Source organism: uncultured Pseudomonas sp., assembly GCF_943846705.1.
In the GTDB taxonomy this organism is placed as follows: Bacteria; Pseudomonadota; Gammaproteobacteria; order Pseudomonadales; family Pseudomonadaceae; genus Aquipseudomonas.
This window is the reverse complement of record NZ_OX044366.1, coordinates 3133021-3148848: the sequence shown is the minus strand read 5'-3', so window position 1 is coordinate 3148848 and position 15828 is coordinate 3133021. Positions and strand designations below refer to the sequence as shown.

At 59.5% G+C, this 15828-nt stretch carries 15 protein-coding genes; 10 read left to right on the top strand and 5 right to left on the bottom strand.

Going from position 1 to position 15828, the window contains the following annotated elements; genetic code table 11:
* Positions 1-10: 10 nt before the first annotated feature.
* Positions 11-889 (bottom strand): NAD(P)-dependent oxidoreductase, encoded by an 879-nt coding sequence (locus Q0V31_RS14840; protein WP_298188701.1) that lies wholly within the window; start codon positions 887-889, stop codon positions 11-13.
* Positions 890-1108: 219 nt separating this feature from the next.
* On the opposite strand from Q0V31_RS14840, the gene Q0V31_RS14835 reads away from it, so the two are divergent.
* Complete coding sequence (locus Q0V31_RS14835; RefSeq protein ID WP_298188699.1) at positions 1109-1660, top strand: exonuclease domain-containing protein; 552 nt, start codon at positions 1109-1111, stop codon at positions 1658-1660.
* A 93-nt stretch (positions 1661-1753) separates the two neighbouring features.
* On the top strand, positions 1754-2035 hold the full coding sequence (locus Q0V31_RS14830) for a pyrimidine/purine nucleoside phosphorylase (RefSeq protein WP_298188697.1): 282 nt from the start codon (positions 1754-1756) through the stop codon (positions 2033-2035).
* A 152-nt stretch (positions 2036-2187) separates the two neighbouring features.
* On the opposite strand, the gene Q0V31_RS14825 is transcribed toward Q0V31_RS14830, so the two are convergent.
* Together Q0V31_RS14825 and moaA are read right to left on the bottom strand one after the other, a co-directional pair.
* Positions 2188-2976 (bottom strand): transporter substrate-binding domain-containing protein, encoded by a 789-nt coding sequence (locus Q0V31_RS14825; protein ID WP_298191087.1) that lies wholly within the window; start codon positions 2974-2976, stop codon positions 2188-2190.
* Between the two features lie 105 nt (positions 2977-3081).
* Complete coding sequence (gene moaA / locus Q0V31_RS14820; protein WP_298188695.1) at positions 3082-4074, bottom strand: GTP 3',8-cyclase MoaA; 993 nt, start codon at positions 4072-4074, stop codon at positions 3082-3084.
* A 467-nt stretch (positions 4075-4541) separates the two neighbouring features.
* Between moaA and Q0V31_RS14815 the strand changes: the two genes are divergently transcribed.
* Positions 4542-5186, top strand: a complete 645-nt coding sequence (locus tag Q0V31_RS14815; protein WP_298188693.1) for a TetR/AcrR family transcriptional regulator — start codon at positions 4542-4544, stop codon at positions 5184-5186.
* Between the two features lie 165 nt (positions 5187-5351).
* Here the strand turns inward: Q0V31_RS14815 and Q0V31_RS14810 are convergent, their stop codons facing one another.
* Positions 5352-5792: a heme-binding protein gene (locus Q0V31_RS14810; RefSeq protein WP_298188691.1), complete on the bottom strand. Its 441-nt coding sequence runs from the start codon at positions 5790-5792 to the stop codon at positions 5352-5354.
* Positions 5793-6128: 336 nt separating this feature from the next.
* Between Q0V31_RS14810 and gcl the strand changes: the two genes are divergently transcribed.
* The 7 genes from gcl to Q0V31_RS14775 all read left to right on the top strand — a co-directional run bounded on the left by gcl (position 6129) and on the right by Q0V31_RS14775 (position 14772).
* A complete protein-coding gene (gcl, locus tag Q0V31_RS14805; protein ID WP_298188689.1) occupies positions 6129-7904 on the top strand; it encodes a glyoxylate carboligase in 1776 nt (591 codons plus the stop codon).
* Positions 7905-8014: 110 nt separating this feature from the next.
* Entirely contained in the window at positions 8015-8797 is a 783-nt protein-coding gene (gene hyi, locus Q0V31_RS14800) for a hydroxypyruvate isomerase (protein WP_298188687.1), read from the top strand.
* A gap of 132 nt (positions 8798-8929) precedes the next feature.
* On the top strand, positions 8930-9820 hold the full coding sequence (locus Q0V31_RS14795; protein WP_298188686.1) for a 2-hydroxy-3-oxopropionate reductase: 891 nt from the start codon (positions 8930-8932) through the stop codon (positions 9818-9820).
* Between the two features lie 224 nt (positions 9821-10044).
* The gene (locus tag Q0V31_RS14790) at positions 10045-11319 is read left to right on the top strand and encodes a glycerate kinase (RefSeq protein ID WP_298188685.1); all 1275 of its coding nucleotides are present in this window, start codon (positions 10045-10047) and stop codon (positions 11317-11319) included.
* Positions 11316-12731, top strand: a complete 1416-nt coding sequence (gene pyk, locus Q0V31_RS14785) for a pyruvate kinase (RefSeq protein WP_298188683.1) — start codon at positions 11316-11318, stop codon at positions 12729-12731. The genes Q0V31_RS14790 and pyk overlap by 4 nt, the downstream gene beginning before the upstream one ends.
* A gap of 187 nt (positions 12732-12918) precedes the next feature.
* Positions 12919-13872, top strand: a complete 954-nt coding sequence (locus tag Q0V31_RS14780; protein ID WP_298188681.1) for an urea transporter — start codon at positions 12919-12921, stop codon at positions 13870-13872.
* A 60-nt stretch (positions 13873-13932) separates the two neighbouring features.
* Positions 13933-14772: an ion transporter gene (locus Q0V31_RS14775; protein ID WP_298188679.1), complete on the top strand. Its 840-nt coding sequence runs from the start codon at positions 13933-13935 to the stop codon at positions 14770-14772.
* 61 nt (positions 14773-14833) lie between these two features.
* Here Q0V31_RS14775 and argR read toward each other — a convergent pair whose 3' ends face one another.
* Positions 14834-15814 carry a transcriptional regulator ArgR gene (gene argR / locus Q0V31_RS14770; RefSeq protein WP_298188677.1) on the bottom strand — a complete coding sequence of 327 codons (981 nt, stop codon included), beginning with the start codon at positions 15812-15814 and terminating at the stop codon, positions 14834-14836.
* Positions 15815-15828 lie beyond the last annotated feature (14 nt).

The window sequence follows — 15828 nt, the reverse complement described above, 5'->3', positions numbered from 1 at the left end:
TTAGACCCCCTCAACTCGGCTTGCGACCCTGCAGGCGAGCCAACAGGCTTGAGGTGTCCCAACGGCCGCCGCCCATCGCCTGTACGTCAGCATAAAACTGATCCACCAACGCCGTAACCGGCAGCTGAGCGCCATTACTACGGGCCTCGGTCAACAGAATTGATAGATCCTTACGCATCCAGTCCACGGCAAAGCCATGCTCAAACTCACCGGCCAGCATGGTTTTATGACGATTTTCCAGCTGCCAGGACTGCGCCGCGCCCTTGCTGATCACCTCCATCGCCCCTTGCGCATCAAGCCCTGCACACTCGGCGAAATGCAGCGCTTCGGACAACCCCTGAACCAGCCCCGCGATGCAGATTTGGTTAACCATTTTGGTCAACTGACCACTGCCGGCCTCGCCCATCAAGCGAGCCATGCGCGCATAAGCCTGAATCACTGGCTCGGCCTTGGCGTAGATTGCCGCCTCACCACCGACCATGATGGTTAGCGCAGCGTTCTGTGCACCGGCTTGACCGCCGGATACCGGCGCATCGAGAAAGCCCAACTGCAACACAGCCGCCTGTTCGGCCAACTCACGCGCAACCTGCGCCGATGCGGTCGTGTGATCAACCAATACCGCGCCGGGCTGCATGCCGGCAAAAGCGCCCTGCTCGCCCAGCACAACACCGCGTAGATCATCGTCATTGCCGACGCAGACCATCACAAACTCGGCACCTGCAGCCGCCTCACGCGGTGTCGGCGCATGGCTACCAGTGTACTCGGCAACCCATTGCGCCGCCTTCGCGGCAGTACGGTTGTACACACACACCTGATGCCCGGCGCGCGCCAGATGCCCCGCCATCGGATACCCCATCACACCCAACCCGATAAACGCTAGCTTTGCCATATCCACTCCCTCAATCTCGTTAAAACCTGCCGGCAAACAACCGTGCGACCCTGATTTACTGCGCCACCGCGACCCACGCAGAGCCGAACCTGATTGCAAGCATGCCCGCCACACAAGGCAAGTACCAGTACAGCCATAGGGCAAAACTGTATGGGCGCGCTCTAAAGCAGGCTTTACCCCCCCTAAAACGGCATGCTCGCGACTCACCAAGGAGAACGTATGCAACGCTGGCTGGTAATCGACCTGGAAGCCACCACCGCAGAAGGGGGCTGGCCGGTTACAGAGATGGAAATTATCGAAATCGGCGCGAGCCTAGTCGACGCTGACGGCCATGAGATCGATTATTTTCAGCGCCTTGTCCGCCCCACTCGACGCCCACAGCTGACCCGCTTCTGCCGCCAACTCACCCACATCAACCAAGCTGATGTGGATCTCGCCGCACCGTTAAGCGCGGTATGGCCGCAATTCGAACGCTGGCTATTGACCCAGCAGCCTCAACTGGTGGGCTGGGCCAGCTGGGGCGACTACGACCGCCGTCAGCTTGAACAGCAATGGCTCACCCACGGACTGCACAGCTACCTGAAGCAAATCCCCCACCTAAATATGAAGAAACGCTTCGCCGAAGCCCGCCAACTGCCTGCCCCAACCAGCCTAAAGCAGGCGCTAAGCCTGGCGGGCTTGCAGTTTCAGGGGCAGCAACACCGCGCCCTCACGGATGCGCGCAATACCGCTCGCCTGCTGCCGCTGGTTTTGCCTGCGCAAAGCAGATGACGAGGAAAAAACCCTTGTGCATACTTGCAGGCCTTTCTTATGGCCTGCCATATAAAGCAGTCAGCCTTTTAATCCCCTTTCGAGGAATTGCATATGTTCAAGGTCAATGAGTACTTCGATGGCACCGTCAAATCCATCGCCTTCGGCATGGCTGAAGGCCCGGCTACCATTGGTGTGATGGCTGCAGGCGAATACGAGTTCGGCACGAACCAGCTGGAAATTATGCACGTGGTCGCTGGCGCCCTGAGCGTAAAACTGCCCGACAGCGAAAACTGGGAGACCTTCACCAGCGGCAGCCACTTCACCGTACCGGCCAACAGCAAATTCCAACTCAAGGTCGCGATGGATACTGCCTACCTGTGTGAATACCGCTAAGCCGCAGACTAGTGCACGCGTACCGGCACTAAGCGCCCGCTGAGCCTTGCACCTCTGCACTGCCGCAAACAATAAAACCCCGATAACCAACAGGCATCGGGGTTTTATTCGCTTAGACCCTGTAGACAGCCCTTTTTTATCAGCCTGGCGCTTTAGTGCGCCTGAGCATCCTTGAGCTTTTTACGCGCCAGAAAGTCCAACTTCCACTGCTCCACACCCATACGTTCGGCATCTAGATTCGCCTCGACTTTGTACTGGCTTTTGAGCGCCGCTATCTCGGCCTGATACTCAAGCAGAAACCGATCGAAACGCTGGATTACCTCAGCATGCTTGACGCTTGAGAGTTTAAAACTGCCGCGGTTGTACGGCAGCTTGGGGTCGAATACCAACGCCCCGGGACGCGCACGAATGTTATCCAGGTAGTGAGTGGCCACCGCCACATTGAAGTAAGCGCCATCGGTGTCCTTCTTCAGCGCCTGACGGATCATCTGGCGTAAGTCATCGCTGTAGGTCAATTCGATCTGCCCAGCATCGATGCGTTCCTGATAGCCCCACGGCGTCCAGCCATTGACCATGGCTAGCCGCTTGAGCTGCTCAACGGGCTGACCATGGCGCTGCGGCGTAACCAATACACCATCGACATAATTAACCACCCCCTGGCTATAGATCAGGCTGTGGCCGGCCTTCCGCGCTTGCGACCAAGCTTCGCTGTCGGGGTATTTGAAGTCCACCTGAGCACTGAGCAGGGCTGGCAACAACTGTTCAACGGGTAAAACCTTGTAACTCAATTCGATGCCGTTTTTTTGCCCGAACAGGTCAAACAACTCACGCGCAAATCCCCGGTACTGGCCTTGCGCATCGACACTGTAGTGCGGAGCAAAGGCCAGCTTCTCTACACCGATCACATAGTTTTCAGCACTAACCGCGCCAGAACAGACCATCGCGAACACACTGCAGACGTGCAAAAGCTTCACAGCAAACCTCCTGTTTAGTCGTGAGATTGAAACCACTGGAACCGCTCAAAGCGGAGGGAAGGCAGCTCGGTACTAGCCGCCAGTCATGCTCATAAAGCGCACCACCTGGACCTGTGCATCAGTCTCGAAGTGATGACGCTCGGGCTTAAGCTGCAGGGCCTGCAGCAAAGCATTGCGCAGGCGCTCACTGTCACCAGGGTGGGCGCGCATCAGGCGTTTAAGATCCAGGGCATTTTCATGACCCAGACAAAGCACCAACTTGCCTTCCGCGGTCACGCGCACGCGATTGCAGTCGCCACAGAAGTTGTGACTGTGCGGGGAAATAAAACCGATCTGAGTGTCGCTGCCGACCACCTGCCAATAGCGCGACGGCCCGCCGGTCAGTTTGCTGCTGCGCACCAGGGCGTAGCGCTGCTCAATGCGCTCGCGCACCTCGTCACTGGAACAAAATGTCTGCTCGCGCTGGTGGCTGGTAATACTGCCTAGGGGCATTTCCTCGATAAAACTGATGTCCAAACCACGAGCCATAGCGAACTCGACAAGATCGAGCACCTCATCGTCATTACGGCCTTTCTGCACCACGGTATTGAGCTTGATTTTGCTAAAGCCGGCAGCGCGGGCCGCGTCGATACCCGCCAGCACCTGATCGAGCTTGTCGCGCCGGGTAAAGGCGCTAAAACGCTCACGCTGTAACGAGTCCAGGCTGATATTCAGGCGCTTGACCCCTGCGGCCTGCAGCTGCAGGGCCAATTCGCTCAGCTGCGAGCCATTGCTGGTGATGGCCAGGTCTTCCAGCTCCGGGCGCTGGCCCAGGCGGGTAAGCAGGCTGATTAGATTTTTGCGCACCAGCGGCTCACCACCGGTGATGCGAATGCGCTTAACCCCCAGACCAATAAACGCATCGGCCACGTTATACAGCTCTTCAAGGCTGAGGATCTGCGCGCGCGGAGCGAAGACCATGTCCTCACTCATGCAGTAGGTGCAGCGGAAGTCGCAGCGATCGGTAACCGACAGCCTTAAATAGGTAATACGCCGACCGAAGGGGTCAACCAGTTGATTGCTCACTGCAGGTCTCCTAACAGGCCCTTGAAAACTACCTGCGTTGCCAATGCGGCGTTAAAACACGTTCAACAAGCCGCTGCGGCTAACGCGCTTCAGCGCGGCCCGAAGGGCGAGTGAAACGAGTAATACTGATTTACAACACCTAAACTCCGCTTGATTCGCTGCGCTTACCCTATGGGCCAGCCGCTGGCTGTTACTGCGCCGCGCTTCGTTAATCGCCTGCTTTTGCCTTGGCGGCCTCGCCAACATTTTTAACGGCCTGTCAGAGCCCAAATGAGCCGAGACTTTTTGCTCATGAATACACATAAAGAGATAAAAACAGAAAAGCCAAATCTTGTACACAACAACCTGACCCACAAGTCAGGCGGTTCTAGGAAAGCCCCGCTCACTGCCTTGAGCGCCGCGCAAAGCCGATGCTACCATGCCCGCCGCTGCCCACCGCCGGGCGATTCAAAGAAGCAACGAGGCTTATGACCAGTATCCGCGAACGTAACACCGCGCTGATTTTACGCGCAGCCAGTGAGGAGTTCGCCGACAAAGGTTTTGCCGCCAGCAAAACCAGCGATATCGCCGCTAAGGCAGGGGTGCCCAAGCCCAACGTTTACTACTACTTCAAGTCAAAAGAAAATCTCTACCGCGAAGTGCTGGAAAGCATTATCGAACCGCTGCTGGAAGCCTCGACCCCCTTCAACCAGCCGGGTAAACCTGCCGACGTACTGCGCGCCTATATCCGCTCGAAAATCCGCATCTCCCGCGAACTGCCCTCCGCCTCCAAGGTGTTCGCCAGCGAGATCATGCACGGTGCGCCGCACCTATCCGCCGATCAGGCGGAGCAGCTGAATACTCAAGCCAAACACAATATCGCCTGCATCCAAGGCTGGATCGACCAGGGCCTAATGGCCAAGGTCGACCCGCACCATCTGCTGTTCAGTATCTGGGCCGCGACCCAGACCTACGCCGATTTCGACTGGCAGATCTCCACCGTCACCGGCAAAGCCAACCTGGATGAAGCCGATTATGAAGCCGCGGCGCAGACCATCATTCGCCTGGTGATCAAGGGTTGCGAGGTCGATGAATGTCACGTCAGCCCATCCGAGCAGGTCACAATCGCCTAAGCCTCACCTGGGTTAAACGCCAGAAAAAAGCTGAATGCCTAGCACGCATTCAGCTTTTTTAGGCCGACTCGGTTATCTGAGCCTCAGTAAACCGCGTGTTAGCGGCAAGTGCTTAGCAATACCATCACGACTCCCTCCCAGCAGATCAGCGCCCTGCACACAACATCAGGCGGCGTTACCGGCATCCGCCTTTAGACCGACCGATTCCACCGCGTTGATCGCGCACTGCTCATCGATATCTGAGGTATCGCCAGTGATGCCCACCGCACCGATCACCCCCCCACGCTCATCACGAATCAACACCCCACCCGGTGCCGGCACCAACTGACCGTCAGCCAGGTTGTTCACTGCGCCGATAAACGCCGGGCGTTGTTGGGCATCTGCCGCGATCAGCCGCGAGCCCTTGCCCAGCGCCAACGCCCCCCACGCCTTGCCGATGGCGATTTGCGGGCGCAGTAGGCTGGCACCGTCCTCGCGCTGCAAGCTGATCAAGTGCCCCCCTGCGTCCAGCACGGCCACGGTCAAGGGTGCGGCTGATATTTCGCGGGCGACTGCCAATGCCTGCTCAGTGATAGCGGTCGCGACCTGCAGATTCAACGTACTCATATTGGCTATTCCTCGATGCTGATAAATCTTGCGCACACCCAACACAGCGCCGCCTGGTGAACAACTGAGCGTGGCCGGGCAATCAAAAGCTCATCACCACTATCCAAGCAGAAACAGAAAAATCAACAACTGAATACAAGTATCAATTTATTTGTATACACAGAAAGCTTCTAATTTTTAAAAACAACAGACCTCCCTAGCTAAAACAAGCGTTTCAATTGCTTTTCTCGGCAGAAAAACATCTCAGCAAAACTTATTGACCACCAGGTCAGTGCATGAATAGAATCTGCACCAGCTGCTTTGTATACAATTCAATAAGAACTGAGGCACAAGATAATGGCCAAAATGAGAGCAATCGAAGCCGCCGTACTGGTAATGCGCCGCGAAGGTGTTAACACGGCGTTCGGCATCCCTGGCGCCGCCATCAACCCCCTGTACGCAGCACTGAAAAAAGTCGGCGGTATCGACCACGTCCTGGCTCGCCACGTTGAAGGCGCCTCACACATGGCCGAGGGTTACACCCGCACCAACGCCGGCAACATCGGTGTGTGCATCGGCACCTCCGGCCCGGCTGGCACCGACATGGTCACCGGTCTGTACTCGGCCAGCGCCGACTCCATCCCAATTCTGTGCATCACTGGTCAAGCACCACGTGCCCGTATGCACAAGGAGGACTTCCAGGCCGTCGACATCACCAGCATCGTCAAGCCGGTGACCAAGTGGGCAACCACCGTCATGGAACCTGGCCAAGTGCCACGCGCCTTCCAGAAGGCCTTTTATGAAATGCGCAGCGGCCGCCCAGGCCCGGTACTGATCGACCTGCCGTTCGACGTGCAGATGGCCGAAATCGAATTCGACATCGACGCTTACGAGCCACTGCCATTGGCCAAACCTGCCGCCAACCGCGTACAGGCTGAGAAAGCTTTGGCCATGCTGAACGACGCCGAGCGCCCATTGCTGGTCGCCGGTGGCGGTATTTTCAACGCTGACGCCGCAGACAAACTGGTCGAGTTCGCTGAACTGACCGGCGTGCCGGTTATCCCAACCCTGATGGGCTGGGGCGCAATCCCCGACGACCACAAGCTGATGGTCGGCATGGTGGGTTTGCAAACCTCGCACCGCTACGGCAACGCCACCCTGTTGGAATCCGACCTGGTATTCGGTATCGGTAACCGCTGGGCCAACCGTCACACCGGCAGCGTCGATGTGTACACCGAAGGCCGGAAATTTATCCACGTGGACATCGAGCCGACGCAAATCGGCCGCGTATTCAACCCGGACCTGGGCATTGTTTCCGATGCCGGCGCGGCGCTGGATGCCTTTATCGCCGTGGCCAAGGAGTGGCAAGCCGCCGGTAAGCTGAAAGACCGCAGCGCTTGGGTCGAGTCCTGCCAGCAACGCAAGCGCACCCTGCAGCGCAAGACTCACTTCGACAACGTGCCGGTCAAGCCGCAGCGAGTGTACGAAGAGATGAACGAGTTCTTCGGCAAGGACACCTGCTACGTCAGCACCATCGGCCTGTCGCAAATTGCCGGGGCGCAGTTCCTGCACGTCTACAAGCCGCGCCACTGGATCAACTGCGGTCAGGCCGGCCCGCTGGGCTGGACCATTCCGGCGGCGCTGGGTGTGGTCAAGGCTGACCCAACCCGTAAAGTCGTGGCGCTGTCCGGCGACTATGACTTCCAGTTCATGATCGAAGAGATGGCCGTGGGCGCGCAGTTCAACTTGCCGTACATCCACGTGGTGGTGAACAACTCCTACCTGGGGCTGATCCGTCAGTCGCAGCGCGGCTTCGAAATGGACTACTGCGTGCAGTTGGCGTTCGAGAACATCAACGCGCCTGAACTCAACGGCTACGGCGTCGACCACGTTGCTGTGGTTGAAGGCCTGGGTTGCAAGGCCGTACGGGTGTTCGAGCCAAACGACATTCAAGCGGCTCTGGCCAAGGCCAAGGCGCTGATGGAAGAGTTCCGCGTCCCGGTCATGGTGGAAATCATCTTGGAGCGCGTCACCAACATCTCCATGGGTGTAGAAATTAACGCCATCAACGAGTTCGAAGACCTCGCCGAACGCGGCGTCGATGCCCCAACAGCGATCTCGCTGCTGGATTGATGCAACCGGAGGGTGGATGGCCACCCCGTGGAAAACCGCGAAGCGTTTTCCACGGCCTCTGGAGGATGTGCTGCACGACATCCACCCTACGCATTTGAAAGGAGCACACCATGCCCCGTTTTGCCGCCAACCTGTCCATGTTGTTCACCGAAGTGGACTTTCTTGAGCGCTTCGACGCCGCCGCCGCCGCGGGTTTTACCGGTGTTGAGTACCTGTTCCCCTACGATGTTCCGGCTGAGGTGATCAAAGCCCGCCTGGATACCAATGGCCTGACCCAGGTGCTGTTCAACCTGCCCGCTGGTGATTGGGCCAAGGGCGAGCGCGGTATCGCCTGCCACCCCGAGCGCGTTGAAGAGTTCCGTGCCGGTGTCGATCAGGCCATCGCCTACGCCAAGGTGCTGGGCAACAGCCAGATCAACTGCCTGGCCGGCATTCGCCCGCAAGGCTACGACTGCGCCACAGTTGAGAAGACCTTCGTTGATAACCTCAAGTTTGCTGCCGAAAAGCTGCAAGCCGCCGGCATCAAGCTGGTCATGGAGATGATCAACACCCGCGACATCCCCGGCTTCTACCTGAACACCACCGCGCAGGCCCTGGCCATTCGCGACAAGGTCGCCAGTAGCAACCTGTTCCTGCAATACGACATCTATCACATGCAAATCATGGAAGGTGACCTGGCGCGTACCGTCGAGGCCAACCTGGCCGTGATCAACCATGTGCAGTTGGCGGATAACCCGGGGCGTAACGAGCCGGGCACTGGCGAAATCAACTATCGCTTTCTCTTCGCCCACCTGGACCGCATTGGTTATCAGGGCTGGATCGGCTGTGAATACAAACCCGCCACCACCACTGCTGCCGGCCTTGGCTGGATGAAAGCACATAACGCAATCTGAGTTCGTAGGATGGGTTGAGCGCAGCGATACCCATCGATACAGGCCCGCCGCCCAGTGATGGGTATCGCAGGCTCAACCCATTCTACGGTGGCTCGGCGTATACCAGACATCACCACACCAGGAGCACATCTCATGGCTAAAATCGGATTTATCGGCACCGGCATCATGGGTAAGCCCATGGCGCAAAACCTGCTCAAGGCAGGTCACAGCATCATTCTCTCCGAGCACCACGAAACGGCTCCGGCCGACCTGGTAGCGGCTGGTGCCATCGCCCTGGCCAACCCGCGTGAAGTGGCGCAGGAAGCCGAATTTATTATCGTCATGGTGCCGGATACCCCGCACGTTGAAGACGTGCTGTTCAGCAAGAACGGTGTGGCTGAAGGCACTGCGGCCGGCAAAGTGGTGATCGATATGAGTTCGATCTCGCCGACCGCTACCAAGGTCTTCGCCGAAAAAATCAAAGCCACCGGCGCGGCCTACCTCGACGCGCCGGTTTCCGGTGGCGAAGTGGGCGCTAAAGCTGCCACCTTGTCGATCATGGTCGGCGGCTGCCCGAAGGCCTTCGAACGTGCGCTGCCGCTGTTCCAGGCCATGGGCAAGAACATCACCCACGTCGGTGGCAGTGGTGACGGTCAGACCGCCAAGGTGGCCAACCAGATCATCGTCGCCCTGAACATTCAGGCCGTCGCGGAAGCGCTGCTGTTCGCCGCCAAAAACGGCGCCGATCCAGCCAAGGTGCGTGAAGCTCTGATGGGTGGCTTCGCCGGCTCGAAGATTCTTGAAGTGCACGGCGAGCGCATGATCAAAGGCACCTTTGATCCGGGCTTCCGTATCAATCTGCACCAGAAAGACCTCAACCTGGCCCTGGCCGGTGCCCGCGAGCTGGGTATTAATCTGCCCAACACCGCCAATGCTCAGCAAGTGTTCAGCACCTGCGCGGCCATCGGCGGCAGCAATTGGGACCACTCGGCGCTGATCAAGGGCCTGGAGCACATGGCCAACTTCAATATCCGCGGCGAGTAACCAACACTGCAGGATGGGTTGGACCGGCGATATCTATCAAATGGTCGACAGCGACCGGAATGATCGGTATCACTGCACTCCACGCGCCCTGCATGACCCTTTCGATCTGCCTGGTAAACGGTGTCACGGCCTGTTTGCCGGGTGGGTCGATTCTAGTGCAGAGCGTCTTGTTAGAAGACCCTGCGCACTAGAATTGAAGTTGATCCAGCCCAAGAGATATTGCCATGCCCATCGATCCGCAACGCCTGCTGCGCGACTTGTTCGCCAGCGCCATCGACGCCGCCCATCCGCGCCAGGTTCTGGCTGATTACCTCCCCGCCGACCGCAGTGGCCGCGTGATTGTTATCGGTGCTGGCAAGGCCGCCGCGGCCATGGCCGAGGTGATTGAGCAGGAGTGGCACGGTGAGGTTTCAGGCTTAGTGGTAACCCGCTACGAGCACGGCGCCAACTGCGAGAAAATCGAAGTGGTGGAAGCCGCTCACCCGGTGCCCGATGACGCCGGCGAACGTGTGGCCCGTCGTGTTTTAGAGTTAGTCAGTAACCTCAGTGAAAGTGACCGGGTAATCTTCCTGCTCTCCGGCGGCGGCTCATCCCTGCTCGCCCTGCCCGCTGCCGGCATCTCACTGACCGACAAGCAAGCGATCAACAAAGCCCTGCTTAAATCCGGCGCCAGCATTGGCGAGATGAACTGCGTGCGCAAACACCTCTCGGCCATCAAGGGCGGGCGCTTGGCCAAGGCCAGCTGGCCAGCCAGCGTGTACACCTATGCGATTTCCGACGTGCCCGGCGATGAGGCCACGGTGATTGCCTCTGGCCCGACCGTGGCCGACCCCACCACCTCGACCGAGGCACTGGCGATTCTCGCCCGCTATAACATCGAGATCCCCACTAACGTGCGCAGCTGGCTGCAGAGCCCCGCCTCGGAAACGGTCAAACCCGGCGATCCGTGCCTGGCGCGCAGCCACTTCCAACTGATCGCCCGCCCACAACAATCCCTTGATGCAGCGGCAGCTGCCGCGCGTGCCGCCGGCTTGCCGGTGCTGATTCTCGGTGATCTGGAGGGCGAATCGCGCGAGGTCGCCAAGGTGCATGCGGGCATCGCCAAGCAAGTGGTGTTGCATGGCCAGCCGATCCAAGCGCCGTGCGTGATTCTCTCCGGCGGCGAAACCACCGTGACCGTGCGCGGCACAGGCCGTGGCGGGCGCAATGCCGAGTTTCTCCTCAGCCTCACCGACAGCCTCAAGGGCTTACCAGGGGTTTACGCCCTGGCGGGTGACACCGACGGCATCGACGGCTCGGAAGACAACGCCGGCGCCATCATGACCCCCGACAGCCATGCGCGCGCCGCCGCACTGGGGCTGAGCAGCAGCGATGAGCTGGACAACAATAACGGCTATGGCTATTTCGCCGCCCTTGAGCAACTGATCATCACCGGGCCGACGCGAACCAACGTCAACGATTTCCGCGCCATTCTCATTCTCGAAGGTTCTGCCCAATGAACGCCGATAAAAAAGTCAAAATCCTCGCCACCCTTGGCCCTGCGATTAAAACCATCGACGATATCCGTCAATTGGTGGAAAACGGTGCCAACCTGTTCCGTCTGAATTTCAGCCACGGGGAACACGCCGATCACGCCGAGCGCTACAACTGGGTGCGTGAGGTCGAAAAACAGCTGAACACCCCGATCGGCATTCTGATGGACCTGCAAGGGCCGAAGCTGCGCGTCGGCAAATTTGCCGAGGGCAAGGTCATCCTCGAGCGCGGGCAAAGCCTGCGCCTGGATCTGGACAAGACCCCAGGCAACAACGAGCGGGTCAACCTGCCGCACCCGGAAATCATCGAAGCACTGCAGCCGGGCATGAGCCTGCTGCTCGACGATGGCCGCCTGCGCCTGGAAGTCACCGCCAAGCACAATGATGCAGTCGACACCCGCGTCATCGCTGGCGGTGAGCTCTCCGACCGCAAAGGCGTCAACGTGCCGGAGGCGGTTCTGCAACTCAGCCCGTTGACCGAGAAAGACCGCCGCGACCTGACCTTCGGCCTGGAACTGGGCGTTGATTGGGTGGCGCTGTCGTTTGTCCAGCGCCCGGAAGACATCCTCGAAGCCCGTGAGCTGATTCAGGGCAAAGCCTTGCTGATGGCCAAGATCGAAAAACCCTCGGCCGTGGTTCACCTGGAAGAAATCGCCAAACTCTGCGACGCGATCATGGTTGCCCGTGGGGATTTGGGTGTGGAAGTACCGGCGGAAAATGTACCGCGCATCCAGAAAGACATCATCCGCACCTGCCGCCAACTGGGTCGCCCGGTGGTGGTGGCTACGCAGATGCTCGAATCCATGCGCTTCTCCCCGGCACCAACCCGCGCCGAAGTCACCGACGTGGCCAACGCCGTAGCCGAAGGTGCCGATGCGGTGATGCTCTCGGCAGAAACCGCGTCCGGTGATTACCCACAAGAAGCCGTGCAGATGATGAGCAAGATCATCCGCCAGGTGGAAAGCGGCCCGGACTTCCAGGCCCAGCTCGACGTTAGCCGCCCAGTGGCCGAAGCCACTTCATCCGACGCCATCAGCTGCGCGATCCGGCGCATTAGCACGATTCTGCCGGTGGCGGCACTGGTCAACTACACCGAGTCGGGCAGCTCCAGCCTGCGCGCCTCACGCGAGCGCCCGGCTGTGCCGATCCTCAGCCTGACGCCGAGCCTGAACACTGCACGGCGCCTGAGTGTGGCCTGGGGCGTGTATTCAGTGGTTAACGAACGCCTGAGCAAGGTTGAAGACGTTACCCGTACGGCTCTTGAAATAGCCCGCAGCACAGGCCTGGCCAAGACCGGCGACACCGTGGTGATTACCGCCGGCGAGCCGTTCGGCCAACCGGGTAGCACCAACAGCCTGCGCATCGAAATTCTGCACTAAGAGTCACTGGCAGGGCCTGTCTGGCCTGCCAGCACAGCTATCCCATACTGGCTTGCCAGTTTATAGGCACCCACTGCGCCCGCAGTGGGTGCCTCTTTTTATGGCCCGGCGGCGCTAGCGAGCACCTTCGCAGCGGCGCGCTGCGTCGTTAAAGTGGCGTCCAGCCATTCTCTTTAGGTTCGTTTGCATGCCGCCACTCACGCCGCCAAGCCATTACCGCCAAGGCGTTCATACCCTGCTCAATGGCTTCAGTCAGGTCTTCCTCCAGGCTCACCCCGGCTGCGGCCTGCTGATAGTTCTGGCCATCGCTTTCGGTGCGCCGCAGTTACTCGGTGGCGCGCTGCTGGGTGGCCTCAGTAGCACGCTGACGGCGCAGCGCCGTGGCTATGCCAAGGCGGACATCGAACTGGGCCTGTATGGCTACAACGGTATTCTGTTGGGCCTGCTGATCAGCCTGCAATTCACCTGGTCGCTATTACTGCCGCTGTTGATCATCGCCATCGCCGGGCTGTCCAGCCTGATGCTGGAGCCCTGGATGCGGCGTATGCGCGAGCGCCAATGGCTGCCAGCCTTCACCTTGCCCTTTATCACCCTAAGCTGGTTGGTGTTGTGGCTGGCCCCGGTGCTGCAATTGCAACTGCACCACCCAGCAGCAAGCCAAATCCTGCCGCTCGACTGGCTGGCCAGTGTGCTGGCGATGGCGCGAGGCTTGAGCCAGGTGATCTTTCTTGATCAACCCCTGGCCGGCGTCTGTTTACTGCTAGGCCTGCTGCTGGCTGATCGCCGCGCCGCCTGCTGGGCGGTCCTGGGATCCGGCGGCGGCTTGGCCCTGGCGCTTTACCAGGGGTTTGAGCAGCAAAGCGCGCTGATTGGCCTGTATGGCTACAACGCCGTGCTCGCCGCTATTGCCCTTAGCCAGGTGCATCGACGGATCTGGGTGCCGGCGCTCGGCATCGTGCTCGCACTGCTGCTGCAACCTGGCTTCAGCGCCATAGGCCTGCCCGCCCTGACCATGCCGTTTATCCTCACCTGCTGGCTGGTGAGCGCGGGCCAACGCCTGCTGCGCAAAGCCACAGGCGACTGCACGTCACGGCCACCGAGCAAAGGCAAAAGCTTGCATCGTCAGGATAAAACTCCCTAGGCTGCGCACTCAGTCGTTCGCTTCATTTGAGAGCGATGCAAACGGAGCAGCCAGAACACCATGGAAACGCCGCAGAACCTGCGTCAGCAGCTGTACAGCATCATCTTCTTCACTGACACGCCGGCCGGGCAGCGCTTTGATCGCTACCTGCTGGTGGCCATCCTGGCCAGCCTGGTGGTTGTCATGGTCGATAGCATCGACAGCATCCACACCCAGTACGGGGAAACCCTGACTGTATTTGAATGGGCCTTCACGGCGTTGTTCGCCATGGAGTACGCGGTGCGCCTGTATTGCTCGCCGAAACCGCTGCGCTATGTGTTCAGTTTCTTCGGCCTGATCGACCTGGTGGCGATCCTTCCGGCGATCCTCGCGTTGTTTTACCCCGATGCTCAGTACCTGCTGATCATCCGGGTGATTCGCATGCTGCGGGTATTCCGTGTACTCAAGCTCAGCCCCTACCTGAAACAGGCTAATTTTCTCCTGACTGCACTGCGCGGCAGTCGGCAGAAAATCATCGTCTTCTTCGCCAGCATCGCCACCCTGGTCACGGTGTTTGGCACCCTGATGTACGTCGTCGAAGGCCCGGTTAATGGGTTTACCAGTATTCCCACCGGTATCTATTGGGCCGTGGTTACCTTAACCACCGTAGGCTTCGGCGACATTGTGCCGAAAACGCCACTGGGCCAGGCGCTCTCGACGTTGGTGATGATTACCGGCTACTCAATCATCGCCGTGCCCACCGGCATCTTCACCGCCGAGCTGGCCAACGCCATGCGTGGCGGCGGCGAGCAACTCAGCCACGCCTGCCCGACCTGCGCGAAAGACTCCCACGAACACGGTGCAGCCTTCTGCAACCGCTGTGGTAATCCGCTATTTCCACGGCAGAGTGATACGCCGTAAGGCCTTAAGACAGGTACAAAAAAGCCGCAGTTAACTGCGGCTTTTTTGCCTAAACCTGAAATCAGCCGCGCTCGGCCGGGCTCGACGTCAGTTCAAATGGGCTGTTGCTGCGGCGCTGGTTGCGATCTTCACGCGGGGTGGCACCGAAGAAATTACGGTAGGCGCTGGAAAAATGCGGGCCGGAGGAAAACCCGCAAGACAAGCCAATCTGGATGATCGACTTGCTGGTTTGCATCAACAACTGACGCGCCTTGTTCAACCGCAGCTCGAGGTAGTACTGGCTGGGCACACGGTTGAGGTATTGCTTGAAAATGCGCTCCAGCTGACGCCGCGAGACACAGACGTGCTGGGCGATTTCGTCGGTGGTCAGCGGCTCTTCGATATTGGCTTCCATCAGCAATACGGCTTGAGTCAGCTTGGGATGGCTAGAGCCCAGACGGTTCTGCAGCGGAATACGCTGACGTTCACCGCCTTCGCGGATGCGTTCGACCACCAGCTCTTCCGACACCGCACCGGCCAGCTCGGCACCGTGATCGCGGGTCAACAAGGCCAGCAACAGATCGAGCACCGCCAGGCCGCCACAGGCGCTCAGGCGATCACGGTCACAGTCGAACAGGTGGCTGGTGGCAATGACCTTGGGAAAGCGCTCGCTGAAATCATCCTGCCAGCGCCAGTGCACCGACGCGCGATAACCATCCAGCAGCCCCAACTGCGCCAGTGGGTAGACCCCAGCGGCAATCGCGCCGATCACACAACCGCCACGTACCACGTGCTTTAGTGCAGCAGAAAGCGCGGCGGGCATGGGCCCGGGTGGTTCATCGGCCAGCAGGAAAAGCCTCTGACAGCCCTCCAGCTTGCCCACCCACGACTCTCCCGGCAGTCGCCAGGCTTCTTCAGACGGTGCTTCGGCCTGCAAGAAAACCAGCTCGTAAACCACCTCGGGGTGGACACGCTGGGCGACGCGCAGGGCCTCTTCGGCCAACGCCAGGGTCAGCGGCTTAGTGGAGGGCCAAAGCAGGAAGCCAATTCGGTGGGCATTCATGGGGGGCAGTTTAG

Excerpts from the sequence above, each read along its gene's own strand:
- Q0V31_RS14780 (WP_298188681.1), top strand. The coding sequence starts at position 12,919 with ATGCCGCCACTCACGCCGCCAAGCCATTACCGCCAAGGCGTTCATACC.
- pyk (WP_298188683.1), top strand. The coding sequence starts at position 11,316 with ATGAACGCCGATAAAAAAGTCAAAATCCTCGCCACCCTTGGCCCTGCG.
- Q0V31_RS14775 (WP_298188679.1), top strand. The coding sequence starts at position 13,933 with ATGGAAACGCCGCAGAACCTGCGTCAGCAGCTGTACAGCATCATCTTC.
- Q0V31_RS14825 (WP_298191087.1), bottom strand. The coding sequence starts at position 2,976 with ATGGTCTGTTCTGGCGCGGTTAGTGCTGAAAACTATGTGATCGGTGTA.
- argR (WP_298188677.1), bottom strand. The coding sequence starts at position 15,814 with ATGAATGCCCACCGAATTGGCTTCCTGCTTTGGCCCTCCACTAAGCCG.
- Q0V31_RS14835 (WP_298188699.1), top strand. The coding sequence starts at position 1,109 with ATGCAACGCTGGCTGGTAATCGACCTGGAAGCCACCACCGCAGAAGGG.
- gcl (WP_298188689.1), top strand. The coding sequence starts at position 6,129 with ATGGCCAAAATGAGAGCAATCGAAGCCGCCGTACTGGTAATGCGCCGC.
- hyi (WP_298188687.1), top strand. The coding sequence starts at position 8,015 with ATGCCCCGTTTTGCCGCCAACCTGTCCATGTTGTTCACCGAAGTGGAC.
- Q0V31_RS14795 (WP_298188686.1), top strand. The coding sequence starts at position 8,930 with ATGGCTAAAATCGGATTTATCGGCACCGGCATCATGGGTAAGCCCATG.
- Q0V31_RS14810 (WP_298188691.1), bottom strand. The coding sequence starts at position 5,792 with ATGAGTACGTTGAATCTGCAGGTCGCGACCGCTATCACTGAGCAGGCA.
- Q0V31_RS14840 (WP_298188701.1), bottom strand. The coding sequence starts at position 889 with ATGGCAAAGCTAGCGTTTATCGGGTTGGGTGTGATGGGGTATCCGATG.
- Q0V31_RS14815 (WP_298188693.1), top strand. The coding sequence starts at position 4,542 with ATGACCAGTATCCGCGAACGTAACACCGCGCTGATTTTACGCGCAGCC.
- Q0V31_RS14790 (WP_298188685.1), top strand. The coding sequence starts at position 10,045 with ATGCCCATCGATCCGCAACGCCTGCTGCGCGACTTGTTCGCCAGCGCC.
- Q0V31_RS14830 (WP_298188697.1), top strand. The coding sequence starts at position 1,754 with ATGTTCAAGGTCAATGAGTACTTCGATGGCACCGTCAAATCCATCGCC.